Annotated in this window: 16 protein-coding genes and 1 tRNA gene; 11 read left to right on the top strand and 6 right to left on the bottom strand. The window is 26.7% G+C overall.

Going from position 1 to position 16,164, the window contains the following annotated elements; all coding sequences use genetic code 11:
- Positions 1-50: 50 nt before the first annotated feature.
- Positions 51-878 carry an EFR1 family ferrodoxin gene (locus BHAMNSH16_RS07310; protein ID WP_008727661.1) on the bottom strand — a complete coding sequence of 276 codons (828 nt, stop codon included), beginning with the start codon at positions 876-878 and terminating at the stop codon, positions 51-53.
- Positions 879-1,080: 202 nt separating this feature from the next.
- On the opposite strand from BHAMNSH16_RS07310, the gene BHAMNSH16_RS07305 reads away from it, so the two are divergent.
- Positions 1,081-1,154, top strand: a tRNA-Ile gene (locus BHAMNSH16_RS07305).
- A gap of 141 nt (positions 1,155-1,295) precedes the next feature.
- Here the strand turns inward: BHAMNSH16_RS07305 and BHAMNSH16_RS07300 are convergent.
- Positions 1,296-1,613, bottom strand: coding sequence for a hypothetical protein (locus tag BHAMNSH16_RS07300; RefSeq protein WP_008727662.1), 318 nt, complete (start codon positions 1,611-1,613; stop codon positions 1,296-1,298).
- A gap of 144 nt (positions 1,614-1,757) precedes the next feature.
- A complete protein-coding gene (locus BHAMNSH16_RS07295) occupies positions 1,758-3,371 on the bottom strand; it encodes a peptide ABC transporter substrate-binding protein (protein WP_008727664.1) in 1,614 nt (537 codons plus the stop codon).
- A 298-nt stretch (positions 3,372-3,669) separates the two neighbouring features.
- Here BHAMNSH16_RS07295 and BHAMNSH16_RS07290 point away from each other — a divergent pair, with 298 nt between their 5' ends.
- From BHAMNSH16_RS07290 to BHAMNSH16_RS07280, 3 genes are read left to right on the top strand one after another with little or no spacing between them, the layout of a single operon-like run.
- Positions 3,670-3,870, top strand: coding sequence for a hypothetical protein (locus tag BHAMNSH16_RS07290; protein ID WP_008727665.1), 201 nt, complete (start codon positions 3,670-3,672; stop codon positions 3,868-3,870).
- A gap of 30 nt (positions 3,871-3,900) precedes the next feature.
- Positions 3,901-4,455 (top strand): hypothetical protein, encoded by a 555-nt coding sequence (locus BHAMNSH16_RS07285; protein WP_069731930.1) that lies wholly within the window; start codon positions 3,901-3,903, stop codon positions 4,453-4,455.
- A 25-nt stretch (positions 4,456-4,480) separates the two neighbouring features.
- Positions 4,481-5,002, top strand: coding sequence for a hypothetical protein (locus tag BHAMNSH16_RS07280; RefSeq protein ID WP_008727667.1), 522 nt, complete (start codon positions 4,481-4,483; stop codon positions 5,000-5,002).
- A 499-nt stretch (positions 5,003-5,501) separates the two neighbouring features.
- On the opposite strand, the gene BHAMNSH16_RS07275 is transcribed toward BHAMNSH16_RS07280, so the two are convergent.
- Positions 5,502-7,481, bottom strand: a complete 1,980-nt coding sequence (locus BHAMNSH16_RS07275; RefSeq protein ID WP_008727669.1) for an ATP-dependent helicase — start codon at positions 7,479-7,481, stop codon at positions 5,502-5,504.
- A gap of 215 nt (positions 7,482-7,696) precedes the next feature.
- Here BHAMNSH16_RS07275 and BHAMNSH16_RS07270 point away from each other — a divergent pair, with 215 nt between their 5' ends.
- The 3 genes from BHAMNSH16_RS07270 to BHAMNSH16_RS07260 all read left to right on the top strand — a co-directional run bounded on the left by BHAMNSH16_RS07270 (position 7,697) and on the right by BHAMNSH16_RS07260 (position 10,490).
- Positions 7,697-8,593, top strand: coding sequence for a fumarylacetoacetate hydrolase family protein (locus tag BHAMNSH16_RS07270; RefSeq protein WP_008727670.1), 897 nt, complete (start codon positions 7,697-7,699; stop codon positions 8,591-8,593).
- Positions 8,594-9,454: 861 nt separating this feature from the next.
- Positions 9,455-9,955: a hypothetical protein gene (locus BHAMNSH16_RS07265; RefSeq protein ID WP_069731929.1), complete on the top strand. Its 501-nt coding sequence runs from the start codon at positions 9,455-9,457 to the stop codon at positions 9,953-9,955.
- Positions 9,948-10,490: a ComF family protein gene (locus BHAMNSH16_RS07260; protein WP_083250066.1), complete on the top strand. Its 543-nt coding sequence runs from the start codon at positions 9,948-9,950 to the stop codon at positions 10,488-10,490. The genes BHAMNSH16_RS07265 and BHAMNSH16_RS07260 overlap by 8 nt, the downstream gene beginning before the upstream one ends.
- Before the next feature lie 15 nt (positions 10,491-10,505).
- Here BHAMNSH16_RS07260 and BHAMNSH16_RS07255 read toward each other — a convergent pair whose 3' ends face one another.
- The gene (locus tag BHAMNSH16_RS07255; protein ID WP_088859742.1) at positions 10,506-11,069 is read right to left on the bottom strand and encodes a substrate-binding domain-containing protein; all 564 of its coding nucleotides are present in this window, start codon (positions 11,067-11,069) and stop codon (positions 10,506-10,508) included.
- A gap of 8 nt (positions 11,070-11,077) precedes the next feature.
- Positions 11,078-11,467 carry a LacI family DNA-binding transcriptional regulator gene (locus BHAMNSH16_RS07250; protein ID WP_123809072.1) on the bottom strand — a complete coding sequence of 130 codons (390 nt, stop codon included), beginning with the start codon at positions 11,465-11,467 and terminating at the stop codon, positions 11,078-11,080.
- A 151-nt stretch (positions 11,468-11,618) separates the two neighbouring features.
- On the opposite strand from BHAMNSH16_RS07250, the gene BHAMNSH16_RS07245 reads away from it, so the two are divergent.
- From BHAMNSH16_RS07245 to BHAMNSH16_RS07230, 4 genes are read left to right on the top strand one after another with little or no spacing between them, the layout of a single operon-like run.
- Positions 11,619-12,311: a DUF1868 domain-containing protein gene (locus tag BHAMNSH16_RS07245; protein ID WP_069731927.1), complete on the top strand. Its 693-nt coding sequence runs from the start codon at positions 11,619-11,621 to the stop codon at positions 12,309-12,311.
- A 9-nt stretch (positions 12,312-12,320) separates the two neighbouring features.
- A complete protein-coding gene (locus BHAMNSH16_RS07240; RefSeq protein ID WP_008729008.1) occupies positions 12,321-13,325 on the top strand; it encodes an extracellular solute-binding protein in 1,005 nt (334 codons plus the stop codon).
- Positions 13,326-13,354: 29 nt separating this feature from the next.
- Complete coding sequence (locus BHAMNSH16_RS07235; RefSeq protein WP_008729011.1) at positions 13,355-14,413, top strand: ABC transporter ATP-binding protein; 1,059 nt, start codon at positions 13,355-13,357, stop codon at positions 14,411-14,413.
- Positions 14,414-14,425: 12 nt separating this feature from the next.
- On the top strand, positions 14,426-16,096 hold the full coding sequence (locus BHAMNSH16_RS07230; protein WP_069731926.1) for an ABC transporter permease: 1,671 nt from the start codon (positions 14,426-14,428) through the stop codon (positions 16,094-16,096).
- Positions 16,097-16,164: the final 68 nt, after the last annotated feature.

Genomic DNA, 16,164 nt, shown 5'->3' with positions numbered 1-16,164 from the left:
TAAAGTTTATAAAAGCCATGAAACAATTTCATGGCTTTTATAAATTGATATCAATAAAATAATTCAGGCTCAGCTCTTCTTTTAAACTCATCTTCTAAATCATGCTGATGGTATAAGTATCCTTCATCATCATAATACCTGCAATGTTCAGGACATTTTTTCACACAGGCACCGCATTTTATACATTTACCTACATATTTTGTTATGTCATCAAAATCAATAGAAGCAAGCGGACATACATGGGCACAAGTTTTGCAGTTTGTACATTTTGAAGTATCTACTTTAGGCTTAACTTTTAATATATCTATAGCATGTTCATGTTTATCCTTAGGCATATAATAAGGACGAATAGGATCATTTCCTCTAACCTTAATAGGTTCTTTAGGAATATCATTCATATTTTGAATTTTTTCCACAACTTTTTCGACAAACTCAGCAGCAATAGACATATCCTTATCATCAGGCCTTCCTGCCCCAAGAACATAAGAAAAAGCATGCTCACCTATAAACCCTGCTCCTGCTATAGTATAAAATCCATTTTCCTGCATAGTATTTCTAAGCTCTATTAAAGAATCATCAAAATTCCTATTACCGTATAATACTATAGGAACAGCTAAAGCCCCCTTAGCTTTAATATTATTTTTGTAATATGGAAGCATAACATTAGGTATTCTTCCTGCATAAGTAGGAGTTCCGCATATTACTAAATCATTTTCCTTGAACTCTAATATTCCTTCTCTTTTCTTTGGTAAAGTAAAATCATACTTTTCAAAAGGCACTCCCAATTTCTTTGCTATATTCTCGCCAACAAAAGAAACAATTTTCTGAGTAGTACCTGTAGCACTATAATATATTGAATAAACTTTGTCAACTTTCATAAAAACATACTCCCTTCATGTATTTTTATTATATAATAATTTATTATGTAAATTTATTTTAGTAAGTCAATAGTAAATATACAAAAAAGTATTTAATGCAATATTTACATACAAAAATAAAAAAATAATTATTCAAGTATTGACTTTTTTTTTCTTTATTATATAATAGCTAAATCTAAAGAAGATTTTTCTTGAGAATTAGGGGCCAGTAGCTCAGTCGGTTAGAGCAGATGACTCATAATCATCGGGTCCGGGGTTCAAGTCCCTGCTGGCCCAATACCCTATTTTTTTATTCTATGTTTTCCATTAAATATGGCAGCCATTTTATAAATTAGCTTTTTATAATAAAACTTTTTTCTATATAAATATACAAAAAATCAGTTCCTTAAGATAAATTAAGAGAGCTGATTTTTATTTTTATACCCTATGTAAAATTACATTCCTAGTTACTATAAAACTTCCATTAATTTTCTCAGGTAATTCTATTTCTATAGAATTATTGGAATCAAAGTGTATATGAAAAATATCATCTCCAAATTTCATGTCATAATCATCTTTATCATAAGATGCTCCCAAAGATATACTATGACTTATCTTTCCTACTATAGGTGCTATGGTAGTTACTTTTATATCGCCATCTTCATCTACTGAAGCTTCTAAATCTATATCAAAAGTGAAAAAGTTTTTTATTGTTGCCTTACCTCTATAAAGACCATTTCTATCTTTTAATAACATAATATAATCTCCAAATATTTTATATGTATATAATAACATTTTTTTAAAAAAAGACAAATTTAAAAAAATGTCTAGTAGTATAGAAATTACATAAATAAAGGCGGATTTTATATTAAATATTAAATATTAAATCCGCCAATTTTATTATTCAGATAATTTTGCATAGAAGAATTTATGTGCTCCTAGAGGATCATAAATAACACCTGATAACTTTTTACTAACCATAATAGGATCAGTATAGAAATAAATAGGTATTAACCCCATATCTTCCATAAGTATATCTTCTGCCTCATGCATAGCTTTCATTCTTATATCCTGATCTATTGTAGACATAGCAAGTTTCAATTTATCATCATAAGCTTTATTAGAATAACCGCCGTTATTTTGTATACTATAGCTTAAAAATACGCCCAAAAAACTCATAGGATCATTATAATCAGCTATCCATCCATGACGAGCTATAACATAATTTTTTTCCTGTCTTGTAGTTTGGAAAGTAGCCCATTCTTCCTGTGCTATAGTAGAATCTATACCAAGTCCGGATTTCCACATCTGCTGTATAGCTTCAAATATTTGTATATGCTCTCCTGAATTTGACTTAAACTCTATAACAGGGAAATTTTCCCCATTAGGATAACCAGCCTCAGCTAAAAGTTTTTTTGCCTCATCTAAATTCTTTTGATAATCTTCAGCTTTTATACTATAATAATCGCCTCCGACTTTTCTGAAATCACCTTCTGCCCCTTCAGTATCATTCACTCCGCTAGGAACCCAAGCACTTGCAGGAAGCTGTCCGGCTCTAGTTACCTGTTCTACTAAATAATTTCTGTCTATAGCCAAAGTTAAAGCCTTACGAACTCTTACATCTTTTAATATCTCATTAGTAATATTTAAACAATAATAGTATGTACCTAGATAAGGAGAAATATGCATTAAACCTTCACTTTTTAAATTCTCAATATCCTGAAGCGGAGGATTATTGGCAAAATGTAAAGAGCCTTCTTTTATACCGGCAACAGCAGCAGTGCCATTTTGCATAAGTATAAATACCAACTTTTCAGGAACTATATTATCAGCATTCCAATAATTAGTATTTTTTACTACTACAATTCTGTCGTCTGTTCTTCTTTCTGTCATTATAAAAGGTCCGTTGCCTATATAAGTATCAGGAGAAAGTGTCCAATTATCTGCATTTTCTTCTATCATATCTTTTCTAACAGGATAAAATGTATAAAAAGCCGCTAACTCTAAAAAATAAGCAGTAGGGGCATTTAATTTTACTTCAAAAGTGTTTTCATCTATAGCTCTTACACCCAATTCAGAAACAGGTTTCTTACCGGAATTTATATCCATCGCATTTAAAACAGGTTCAAATTGATAAGCATATTCGCTCGCTGTAATAGGATCAACTACTCTTTGCCAAGAATAAACAAAATCTTCTGCTGTAATCTTTTTACCGTCAGACCATTTAGCATTATCTCTTATATGAAATGTATAAGTTAATCCGTCATCGCTTATATCCCAGCTCTCAGCAACACCCGGCACTATTTTATTATCATTATCTCTAGTTGCCAATCCCTCAAAAACATGCTGAATATAAATATTAGCATCTACTGTTGAATTTAAAGCAGGGTCTATAGTTTTTGGTTCAGGTCCGACATTAATATATATAACCCCCTTCTCATCTTTTCCTCCTGAGCATGACATAAACAATATTATTATGCTTAGAGATAAAATCATAAATATAATCTTTTTCATGGCTGCTATCCTATATAATTTTTTATTTAAACATTATATTTTATATCAGCTATTAATCAATATTTTTTTTACTTAAAATATATTTATATACAAAAATTAATATTTAGTAAATTCTATCCTCTAAATATAAGAAATTATTTTAAATTTTTGCCAAAAATGTATGATTTGTATTATATATTACTTTACATTTTATTTACAATACTATATTTTTTGTAAAATTTATTTAAATTTAGCTTTACAAAACTTATTTAATGTGCTATACTTTAATTATAAGAGATTAATAAGGAGGTAATATAGTATGAAAAAGTTAAGTTTAATGGCTTTAGCATCTATATTTATTATGACTGCTAATTTATACTGTTTTGATTTAATAGAAGATACTTTTGATTTTATTTTTGATGATTTGGCAAAAATAATTGGTATTGTGGTAATAATAGCAGCAGGAGTATATATATTTAAAAAATATGTTAAAAAAGACTCTAATTCTGATGATAGGTAATAAGTAAAAATTAATGGGGGAAAGTAAGTAATGAAAAAATTAGGATTAAAAGCTTTTATTTTCAATCTAATCATTGCGGCAAATCTGTACTGTTTTGATTTAATTGATGATGTAGATGATTTTATTGAAGATATAGTAAAACTAGTACTAATGGTTGTTGTAATATTGGCTGTGGTATACTTCATAAAAAAGGTTTTAAAAGATGATAACACTTCAGGAAAAATAAGAAAGAATGATAGAGATGATGATTATAGGAAACCTAGCAGAAGAAGAAAGATTAGAAGAAGAGAGGAATATTATGATGACTATGAAGATGATTATGATAATAGAGTAAGAAATGATAGGTACTACGATGATTATGAAGATGATTATAAAAATGAAAGAAACAATAATAAAAGAGAAAGAATAAAAGAAGATAACATACAATATGAATATGATATGAGGGATTATGAAAGAAGAGAAAGAAGGATTCCCGGTAATATTAAAAGCAATATAGACAGCAGAGAAAATGATCCTAGATATGAAAAAGTTTATGAATTAAAACCTGAATATAAATTAAAAGATGATAAAAAAAGGATAAGATAAGTTATTTTTTATAAAGGAGGGAAGGATGAAAAATAACATAATGTCTGTTGTAAAATCAAAAAAGTTTATAATTATTGCAGCTTCTATTGCGGCAGCGGCATTATTTATAGCGGCAATAAGATTTTTGGGTTTGCAGTATTATATGTTTTATTTAATGCATGATTTCGATGAAGTTATAGAAGCATTATTAAAAATTTCTGTTTTTGCTGTAATGATAATGTTTGCTTTTATTTTATTTAAAAAAATAGATTCAAAAGATACTAAAGAAGCAAAAGCAAATGAAAGCGAAGCTAATAATGAAAAAAAAGATATTATAGTTGTTAAAGAAAAAAATAATAAATCTAATAAAAGTATAATAATTATTATGGCTGTAATTGGAATATTGGCATTAACTGCATTATTTATATTCTATTCAAGATTTTTCGGAATGCATTACATGCTATACAACTTGGATGATATCATAGAAGGTATTTTCCAATTAGTAGTAGTTGCTGCTGTTATAGGTTTTGGAGCTGTATTTGCTAAAAAACTTCTAGAAAAATTATAATTCTCAAATATAAAAATTATTAGAATCCGGTAAATTTATTTGCCGGATTTTTTATTATACCGCACGCAGAATAAAACTTAAAATATAAATCGACTAATAATTATAATTTAAACAATATACAAAATTCTATTCACCGTGCGTTTATAAGATTAAAAATTTAAACAACACTTGGGTGGGTGTCTTGAAATTCTAATTAAGCATTAAGAAAAATAGAACATAATTTTCAAAACTAATTAAAAAATATAAAGGGCGGGGTATGTAATTAAAGTTTTAAAATTTAATTACACTTGCCCACCCTCTAGGCTTATGATTTTTATTTGTAATATTAATTTTTGATTTCTTTTTTGTTCAATTATAATTTTTAGCTGCCCGCCCAAGTATTTTTTTTAATTTAAAATGCATACACCGCACGCAGAATAAAATCTAAAATATAAATCGATTAATAATTATAATTTGAACAATATATAAAATTTCATTAACCGTGCGTTATTTTTGACAATCAATAATCAAAAGCATCTTCATCTATATCAATATAATTACCAGAATAATAATTAGCCTTTTCTTTTATGAGCATTAATTTTTTCGGTATCTCCATTAAGAATGAAGAAGGTATCTGCTCCATTATACCAGTGCTTATTCTTCTTTTTTTTGAGTATGTAAGATAAAGTTTTCTTCTTGCCCTTGTTATGCCTACATAACAAAGCCTTCTCTCTTCATCTATACCTTTTTCTTCTTCAAGTGAAAAATAATGAGGAAAAACTCCCTGCTCCATTCCCGTCATAAACACTACATCAAATTCCAAACCTTTAGCATTATGAATAGTCATCAATGTTATATAATCCTCTTTATCATCATTTGTATTTATATCTCTGTATAAAGTATTTTCTTCTAAAAATGTTATAAGTGAAGCATTAGGCTCCATTGATTTATAATCATAAAAACCTCTGAAAAGCTCCTTTATATTCTCTTCTGCAGTTATTACTCTCTCGTTTCCATCACTCTTAAAAATTGAAAAATAATCTATATCTTTTAAAAACTCAAAGAATAATAACTCTATATGAATACCTTCTTCATTGATAATATCCTCTTTTATTTTTATAGCATATTCTTCTATAATGCTTTTATAGGCTTTCATATTTGAGATAACCTTTTTTGTAAGTCCTGCTTCATCAATATAATCAATAGCGTTATAAAGAGTCAATTTTCTAGTATTTGCAAAAGTTTCAAAATTGCTGAAGCTCTTCTCCCCTATTCCTCTAGGCGGAACATTGATAGTTCTTCTTACACTGAAGTTATCGCCGAAACCTGTCATAAGCCTTAAAAAAGAAATCGCATCTTTTATTTCAGTACGCTCAAAGAATCCAACTCCCCCTACTATTTTATAATTAATAGAATGAAGTCTTAACTCCTTTTCATAAGCTCTTGATTGGCTATTAGTTCTAAACAATACAACAATATCCCTTGCCTCAAATCCGTTATCAAATAGGGACTCTATTTCATTAACTACACTTCTAGCCTCTTCTAAATCACTATAGCAAATCCAATTTTCTATTTTAAACTCATTAGGCTTATTTGAAAATACATTCTTTTCATGACGATTAGTATTATTTTTTATGACACTCAAAGCAGCTTCTACAATATCTTTAGGGCATCTGTAATTTTCCTCAAGACGAATTATCTTTGTATTAGGATAATCTTTTTCAAAATCAAGTATATTCAAAACATCTGCTCCTCTGAAGGCATATATACTCTGATCATCATCGCCTACAACAGTTAAATCATTCTCTGCATCCTGTGTTAATAATTTTATTAATTTATACTGCTGAGGATTAGTATCCTGAAACTCATCTACCAAAATATATTTAAATCTATTTCTATAATAATTTAAAACCTTATTTTCTTGTTCAAATAATTTTATAGTATTTAAAATTAAATCATCAAAATCCATTACATTTTCATTAAGTTCATAGTCTGTATATTTTTTATAAATATTTTCAAAAATATCTCTGTCGAAAACTATGCCGTCATCTATTGAATTTTTCACATTAGATATAAATCTTGTTATAAGTTTCTGTGATATACTCTTTGGAACTTCCTCTTCTTTCATAATTCTTTTAATAACTGATGCTTTATCTCCCTCATCTAAAATAAGAAAATTGGATTTATATCCTAAGAAATGTGCATTCTCTTTTAATATTCTTAAACATGCAGAGTGAAAAGTTCTAATAAATAATCTGCTTGGCTTAATATCCGGAAGCAAATTGCATACTCTCTCTTTCATTTCATGTGCAGCTTTATTAGTAAAAGTTACAGCCATTATATTTTCAGGAGCTGCTTCAAGCTCATTAATGAGATAAGCTATTTTTCTAGTGATAACTAAAGTCTTACCACTTCCGGCACCTGCTAAAAGAAGCAATGGACTTCCTGTATGCAGTATTCCTTCTTTTTGAACTTCGCTCACATTTTCAAGTATATTCATAACATGCACCTTAAATATAATAGATATTTATTATATTGTATATTATTTAATATTCAAGTTTTTATTACATCTATATTGAAAAACATTTATAAATTTACTATAATGTACGAAACACTATTGATTAAAAAACTTTAAAAATTACCTAAATTTTTTAAAATAATAATCAGCTGCTAAAGTTTAATATATCAATAAAAATATTTTTTGGAGTTATGATAATGAAATTCGTATCCTTTGTTGAATGGAATAATACTGAATCTGTAGGTATATTAAGTAAGGATGGAAATAAAGTTATTGCTATTAATGAAATAATATCTGACTTTAAATGTGATTCTAATCCTATGATACAATTAATAAATATGATTAACGAAGATAATAATATACTAAATAAATTAAAATATGCAGAAGAAAATTTTGAAAGAGCATATTCCATAGATAATGTTAAAATATTATCTCCTATAAGAAAACCTATTCATGATATTATATGTGTAGGGGTTAATTACAGCGATCATTTAAGTGAAATAAAAAAAGATATGAAATATTTTAAAGAAGTTAAAGCACCTGTATATTTCTCTAAAAGGGCTATAGAGATAATCGGTTTTGGAGATAAGATAAAAGCAAGATTTGATTTAGATGAATGCCTTGATTATGAAGTTGAATTAGCTGTAATCATTGGAAAAACTGCAAAAGATATAAAGCCTGAAGAAGTTAATGATTATATATTCGGATATAGTATATTTAATGATATATCATCAAGAAACTTACAAAAAAAACATTCTCAATGGTATAAGGGGAAAAGTTTAGATTCATACAGTGCTATGGGACCATGCATAGTTTATAAAGATGATTTGAAACAGCCATTGAAGCTTGATATAAAAAGTATTTTAAATGATGAAACAAGACAATCTTCAAATACTAAGTATATGATTAATGATGTAAATTATTTAATATCTGATATATCAAAAGGAATGACTTTAGAAGCTGGAGATATAATTGCAACAGGAACTCCGGGTGGTGTAGGAATGTCTTTTAATCCTCCTAAGTACATGAAAAGTGGGGATAAAATAATTTGCTCTATAGAAAATATAGGCGAGCTTATAAATTTCGCTGAATAATTATTATTAATGGGTTTTAACGCACGGTAAATTCAGTTTTATAATATATAATAAATTTAAATTATAAATTATTCTATATTTTTAATTTTACCCTGCGTGCGGTATATTTGTCGTAAATTTAAAAAAATCTTGGGTGGGCAGCTAAAAATTCTAATTTTAGCAATAAAAAAATAAAAAATAGAAATTCCAGATTTAAGTTATAAGCCTAAAGGGTGGGAAAGTGTAATTAAATTTTAAAACTTTAATTACATACCCCGCCCTTTATATTTTTTAATTAGTTTTGAAAATTATGTTCTATTTTTCTTAATGCTTAATTAGAATTTCAAGACACCCACCCAAGTGTTGTTTAAATTTTTAATCTTATAAACGCACGGTTAATGAAACTCTTATATATTGTTTAAATTATAATTATTAGTCGATTTATATTTTAGGTTCTATTCTGCGTGCGGTATATTTGTCGTAAATTTAAAAAAATCTTGGGTGGGCAGCTAAAAATTCTAATTTTAGCAATAAAAAAATAAAAAATAGAAATTCCAGATTTAAGTTATAAGTCTAGGGGGTGGGCAAATGTGATTAAGTTTTAAAACTTTTATTACATGCCCCGCCCTTTATTCTTTAATACTTTATTCTGAAATTTGCGTTTATATTTTCTTAAATACTAATAAAGAAATATTAGCACCCACCCAAGTTTTTATTAAATTAAAAAATTACACAACGCACGCTTAATGATTTTTTGTTTATTGTTTTAATTATAAATTAAAATATTTTTATATTTTGTAATCTAATTACCGTGCGTAAATTTTGACAAATATTAATATTTAAGTATAATACATAGTAAAATAATTTAATCAGGATATTTTTATGAAAGCTCTATCTTTAAGAAAAATTAATGTCAATATTTTTATATTATTTTTATTAAGCATTATAAGTTTAGCTTCCCCTATTATAACACATTATTTCGGATTTAAAGGCACAGAATTCCTTCCTATATTTTTTGCATTGTCTTTGGGAGCTTATATATTAAATCCTATATTTTTAATAGTACTTAGCTTTATATCACCTATTTTGAATTATTTTCTTACAAATATGCCTATGCCTCCAACATTATATTTTTTGATATTTGAAGGCATAGTGTTTTCAGCTTCAATAAGTGTAATGAAAAATAAAAAGATATCTTTTATATTAGTTTCATTATTTGCATTAATATTAGGAAGGTTATCATCCGTAATTCTTACATTTATTTTTGATATCAATATTAACACTTGGTTAAACGGAGTTATTCTAGGATATAAGGGAATAATAGTAAATTGGATTTTTGCAAGTGTAATGTACTTAATATTAAAAGATAAAACTAATGAGTAATATTTTTACTGCTTATAAAAAATTCAGTATAGATAATATACCTATAACAGCATTAGGAGATTTGGATAAAGAACTTGGCGATAAATTAAGAGCATTCAAAAAAAAGGATATTGATTTTCCTATAAAAATAATAGAAAATATAAAAAATTATTATTATGATTATATAAAAACAAATAATAAAAAATTTGACATCATACTTTATGTGCCTTCAAATAAAAATAACGGTATAATGGATTTTTTTGCTGATTATATTTCTAAAGAGTTCAATATAGAAAAATATGAACTTATAAAAATAAAAAAAGATATAAAAGAACAGAAATTTTTAGAAACTCTAAAAGAAAGAAGCGAAAATATTAAAGATGCTTTTGAAATAATAAATACAGAAAAAATAAAAAATAAAAATATATTATTGATTGATGATGTTTATGCCTCAGGTGAAACTATAAAAGAAATTATAAAAATATTTAAAAGATTTGAATTCGATTATAATTTAGAGATATTAATTTTCTGTTATAGAAATTATATCTTTGATTAGAAACTTATATAATTATCAATTTCTTTTTTCACTTCCAAGTAATCTTAATTTAGGTAAAAATATATATTCTGTTGTATAATTATCCTCTGCACTTTTTGTCAATAAAAGTTCTATTGCTTTATTTGCCATTGAACTAGGAGAAAAAGAAATATTTGATATAGATAAAGCTTCAAAAGTTGGTGATGTATCGAATGTTATAAGTCTTATATCCTGAGGTATATTTATACTCATATTTTTAAATATTTTTAAAATAGCACATGTTATTAATTCGCTTGTGGAGATGATGGCATCATAATTTTTTATTTTTTCTTTATATTGATTCAATATTTCATAAGAGCTTTTCCAATCATTAAAATTAGTAAATATTATATCTCCACTTATATTTGAATCATTTCTAATAGCTTCATTAAATCCATCGCTTCTCTCTTTTGCAGTTATTATATTGTTATTTCCTGAATTTATTAATAAAATATTCTTATTATTTTCATCTGCTAATGCTCTTACCGCCATCTCTGATGCTTCTTTATTTGCTAATTTTAAAGTCATATCAACCTTATATTTGTTTAGAGTTCTATTCATTGTAAGGATTATTGGCTTTTTTTCTTCCTTTTTAAAAAAGAATATTCCACATCCTGATCTACAGGATTAAATATAATACCTGTACGCGTAGAAAAATTTATTTTAGAAATAAATTCTTCTTCTTTTTCTATATCTTCATTGGTAATAAATGGTATAGCTTTTATGTTTTCTTTATTAAGCAGATCTATGGCTTTTATTAAAAATGTGGTATAAAAAGAATTTATATGCGGAAGTATTATATAAACCTCTCTTATTTTTTTAGGATTTTCTTCAATATTCTTTAGAACTTTGTTTATTTTTTCAAGTACAGAAGGACTTACTTTATTTGGATATTTTAAAGCTGTATGGACTGTAGTTGATGACAATCCTGTTATAGATGCTATTTCTCTTACTGTCATTATATTATAATATATTTTTATCAATAAAAAATCAACACAATATATTTTGTTCTTTTTTATTTATTTTTTAAAAAAAGAACAAAATATTTGACATCAAGTCTTTTTTTAATATACTATTAATTATATACAAAAATTTTTATGGACAGTTTTTATGGAAAAATTTACTTCATGTGTAACAGGAGAATTCAAGAAATTTTATCCTGACGGAAATGCTAGACCTTTTAAGGGCAATACTTTTATATGTCATATACCTCAAAATAGTAATTTTTTTAGATTTGCCAATTATTCTTCAGGAGAATTATCTATTTCAGATTTTTATAATAAATTGGCATTACTTCCAAATGACAGTTATCATATGACAATATTTGAAGGGGTATGTGATGATGTAAGAATGGAAAATAATTGGGTTAAAAACATGCCTTTAGATACTCCTTTTAGCGATATGATGACATATTTTTTTAATAGCATTCCAAAGCTATATAAACCTGAAGGATTTATAATGAATGCTAAAAAATTGAGAGTTCAAGATAACTTTGAAGGAATACAATTTTTAATGGAGCCTTATAACTTGGAAGAAGAAAAAAAGCTAAAAAAATTCAGAGAAGTTATAAAAGATGTTACTGGTATGGTGAATCATAATGAAGAAAATTATGAATTTCATGTATCTATTTCGTATATCATAAAAGAATTTACGGATACTGAAAAAGAAACTATTTTTAATACATTAGAAATTATTAATAAAAGATTAACTTCAAATTTTAATAAAGTCAGTCTTGGTCCTGTAGAATATTGTTATTTTGAGAATATGTTGAAATATTTTATAATATCAATTTTAAAAAATTAGGAGGTATTCATGTTAAAAAAATATTTTATTTTCAGTTTAATATTTGTTCTTATAGTTTCATGTTCTAGCAAGAACAATAAGGAGAAGGTAGTAATTTATTCACCGCATACAGATCCTTTATTGGAAAATATAGCAGAAAGATTTGAGGCGGAAACAGGTATATATGTTGAATTTGTTCAAGCGGGAACAGATGCTGTAGTTGAAAGAATAAGATCTGAAAAAGACAGTCCTAAAGCAGATGTTATGTACGGCGGTTCTGCAACTTATATGGAAATTTTAAAAAAAGAGGGATTATTAGAAAAATCAAATCCTACTTGGAAAGATAATATAGATCCTATGTTCGTTGATAAAGACGGATATTGGTATGGACCTATGCAGACACCTGCTGTTTTATTTTATAATACTAATAATGTAAAAGGTGATTTAATACCAAAAGATTGGTCAGATTTAACTAATTCAAAATTCAAAGATAAATTATTATGGCTTAGGGCAGGAGGTACAGCAAACATATTTTTAGCGGTAATGGTTTATCAGTTTGAAAAGCAGGATAGTATAGAAGGAGCTTGGAATTTTTTAAAGAAATTTGATGATAATGTTTACAGATATTATGCTGAATCAGGAATTATGTATAATGATATTAACTCACCTATAGGTAATATTTCTATGTTTGTTCTGCCATATATAGCTGATGGAATATACAAATCAAATTATCCTTGGGATATAGCTAGAACAGAAAGCGGAGTAATAAATATTATAGATGCTATTGCTGCTGTAAAAAATGGACCTAACCCTGAAAATGCACAAAAATTTATAGAATTTGCAGGAAGTAAAGAAAATATGATAATATTGGCAAATGAATTTAACAGGATGCCTACAGATCCTAATGCTTTGGCCGAATCTCCTCAATGGATGAAAGAATTTGATATACCATCTATGGATATAGATTGGGCTTATGTATCTGAAAAAATGGGAGAATGGGTAAAATATTTTGATGATAATATAAGGAGTAAATAACAAAATCAATATTTAGGAGGTACTAATAAATGAAAAAAACAGAATTATCTATAAAAAATTTAACTAAAAAATTTGATAATTATACAGCAGTAGATAATGTTAACTTTGAAATTAAAGACGGAGAATTTTTTTCTTTATTAGGTGCCTCGGGATGCGGAAAAACAACTATATTGAGAATGATAGCTGGTTTTGAAAAACCAAGCAGCGGCGATATATTAATAAACGGAGAATCAATAGTAAATATTCCTACAGAAAAAAGAGGAATAGGAGTGGTATTTCAAAACTATGCTTTATTCTCAAATATGAGAGTGGAAGATAATATAACTTACGGATTAAAGATAAGGAAAAAAAGCAAAAAAGAAATAGAAGAAATATTAGAATACTATATAAACTTGATGGGATTAAAAAAATTTGCAAAAAGGTTTCCTCATGAACTATCAGGAGGACAGCAGCAAAGAGTTTCACTTGCAAGAGCACTTGCAATAAAACCAAGACTTCTTCTTTTAGATGAGCCATTGTCCAATTTAGATTTAAAACTCAGAGAAGAAATGCGTGAAGAATTAATGAGAATTAAAAACATAGAAAAAATAACTATGGTATATGTTACGCATGATCAGTCAGAAGCATTATATTTAGCTGATAAAATAGCTGTTATGAATATGGGAAAAGTATATCAATTAGATACACCAAAAAATATATATCATTTTCCTAAAAATACTTTTACTGCTAATTTTGTAGGAAATACAAATATTTTGAATAAATCTAGATTAATTTCAGCTATGAACAATTCAGGAAACAATAATACAAATTTATTTAAAGATTATGATAATGAACAGCTATTTTCAATTAGACCTGAAAAAATTGATATAATATTATCCAATGAAAATAAAAAAAATGATGAAATATATTTAGACGGTACATTGATAAGTTATAAATTTTTTGGGGTTATTTCATCAATATTTGTAAAAATAGATGATGAAAAATTAATTCATATAAGCTGCTATGATAAAGATTTTAAAGAATTAGAAGGAAAGAAAGTAAGATTATCTTTTAATTATAACAGTTTAATACCTATAGAAAATATATAAAGGACTATCATAATGTTGAAAAATAAATCTATTATATTTTATTTATTTTTAGCTTTATTAATATGGTATTTATTTGCATTTGCAGTTTATCCATCTTTAATAACTCTAATATCAAGTTTAACTAAAAATGGTAATTTTGGATTTTATAACTATAAACAAATATTCCAAAGTCCCAATTTGTCTTCTGCTTTTTTCAATACATTATTATTATCATTTAGCACAGTCATAATATGCGGTATTATAGGATGCAGTTTAAGTTTGTGTATACATGCTGTTCAAATTCCTTTTAGAAGAATATACCATATAATTGTTCTACTGCCTATGGTAGTACCAGGTACAGTTGTCGTAGTTGCTTATGTATTTTTGTATGGTGTAAGAGGTTTTATAGGATGGCCTTTAAGAGAACTATTGGGACTTCCTTTAAATAGTTATTCTATAGAGGGATTTGGCGGAATATTACTAATACATGCTTTTACTCAGTATATATATTTTTATTTGCTTACAACAGAAGCTATAGAAAGGATAAATGTATCACAAATAGAAGCAGCAAAAAGTTTAGGTGTTGGAAAATTTAGAACTTTCTTTCAAATAGTTTTTCCATCTTTCGGACCTCATATTACAGGAGCTGCTGTTTTAACTTTTTTATCAGCTTCAGGATCATTTTCAGCCCCTATGATTATAGGAGGTAATTTTAGAGTAATGAGCACAGAAATATACTTCAGTAAACAAGCAGGATATATAAATCTAGCCGCTACTCAAGCTGTTTTACTATCTTTGATTATTATTATTGTTATCTCTGTAATTAGATATTATGAATTAAAATGTTTTTCCGGTAAAGATTTCAAAGGTTCTTTAATACCATTTACTCCTATAAAAAATAAAACAATATCAAAAATTGCAACTATATATGTTACTATCCTATCAATTATTATAATACTTCCTATTATAGCTGTTATTCTAATATCTTTTGGAAAATCTGGAAGATGGGCATCTGTATTTCATGATCAATATACTCTAGAAAATTATATAAATGTATTTAAAAATTCCAGAAATATACAGCCTATATATAATTCCATCATAATAGCATTTATAGCTACAATTGTATCTGCTTTTATAGGAATATTTGCTTCATATGTTATTACTAGAACTAAAATTAAAGGCAGAACTCTCTTAGAAAATGTATGTATGCTCCCATGGATACTTCCGCCTTCAACTATTCTTATAGCATTAATTGCTTCATATAATGTACCAAATATTTTAGTATTAAATATAACTTTCATAGGTACTTATTGGTTTATGCCTTTAGCATTTATTATTTTGAGACTTCCTGTAATGGTTAGAAATTCATCCGCATCTCTAATATCTCTTCCTAAATCTATAGAAGAAGCATCTAAAAGTTTAGGGGCCAATGGATTTATTACATTTTTTAAAGTTATTCTACCTATGATGTTAACAGGTATTTCTTTCAGCCTTATCATAACTTTTATATTTATAATGGGAGATTATGGAGTTCCTACTTTTGCATCAGTTGCTAATAACAGACCTATAACGACTGCAATAGTTAATGCAATAGGAAGTCAGAGAATAGAGCTTGGAATGGTATATGGAAGCTCTCTAATAGTAATATCTATAATTTTTATAGGTTTATTTTCGATATTTACAATTAAAAACAAAAAATATTAATAATTAAAAAGCATTAATATACCATTTTAAAAAATGAATATATTAATGCTTTAATAATATAAAATTAT

It is taken from the genome of Brachyspira hampsonii (genome assembly GCF_002214805.1).
Classification (GTDB): domain Bacteria; phylum Spirochaetota; class Brachyspiria; order Brachyspirales; family Brachyspiraceae; genus Brachyspira; species Brachyspira hampsonii.
This window is presented reverse-complemented; position numbering and strand designations above follow the sequence as displayed.